This window comes from Arthrobacter sp. Hb9-2 (assembly GCF_059091165.1).
On the sequence record NZ_JBNHGJ010000107.1, the window covers coordinates 1 to 342 of the forward strand.

1 protein-coding gene is annotated in these 342 nt (G+C 63.7%); it reads left to right on the top strand.

What is annotated here, in order from left to right; genetic code table 11:
• Positions 1–342 (top strand): radical SAM protein (locus AC5RV1_RS21410; RefSeq protein WP_493995962.1); only part of this gene is annotated, 342 nt, incomplete at both ends.

Sequence of the window (342 nt, forward strand, 5' to 3'; positions counted from 1 at the left end):
CCACCGTCACCGGCGTGGCCCGCGACGATCTCGAGGACGAGGGCGTGTGGCTGTACGCCGAGACGGTCCGCAAGATCCACGAACTGAACCCGGGCACGGGGGTGGAGCTGCTGATCCCCGACTTTTCCGGCAAACCTGAACACATCAAAGCGATCTGCGATTCCAAGCCCGAGGTGTTCGCGCACAACGTCGAGACCGTGCCCAGGATTTTCAAGCGGATCCGGCCGGCGTTCCGCTATGAGCGGTCCCTGGATGTGATCACGCAGGGCCGGAACCTGGGCATGGTGACCAAGTCCAACCTGATCCTGGGGATGGGCGAGACCCGCGAGGAGATCTCCGAAG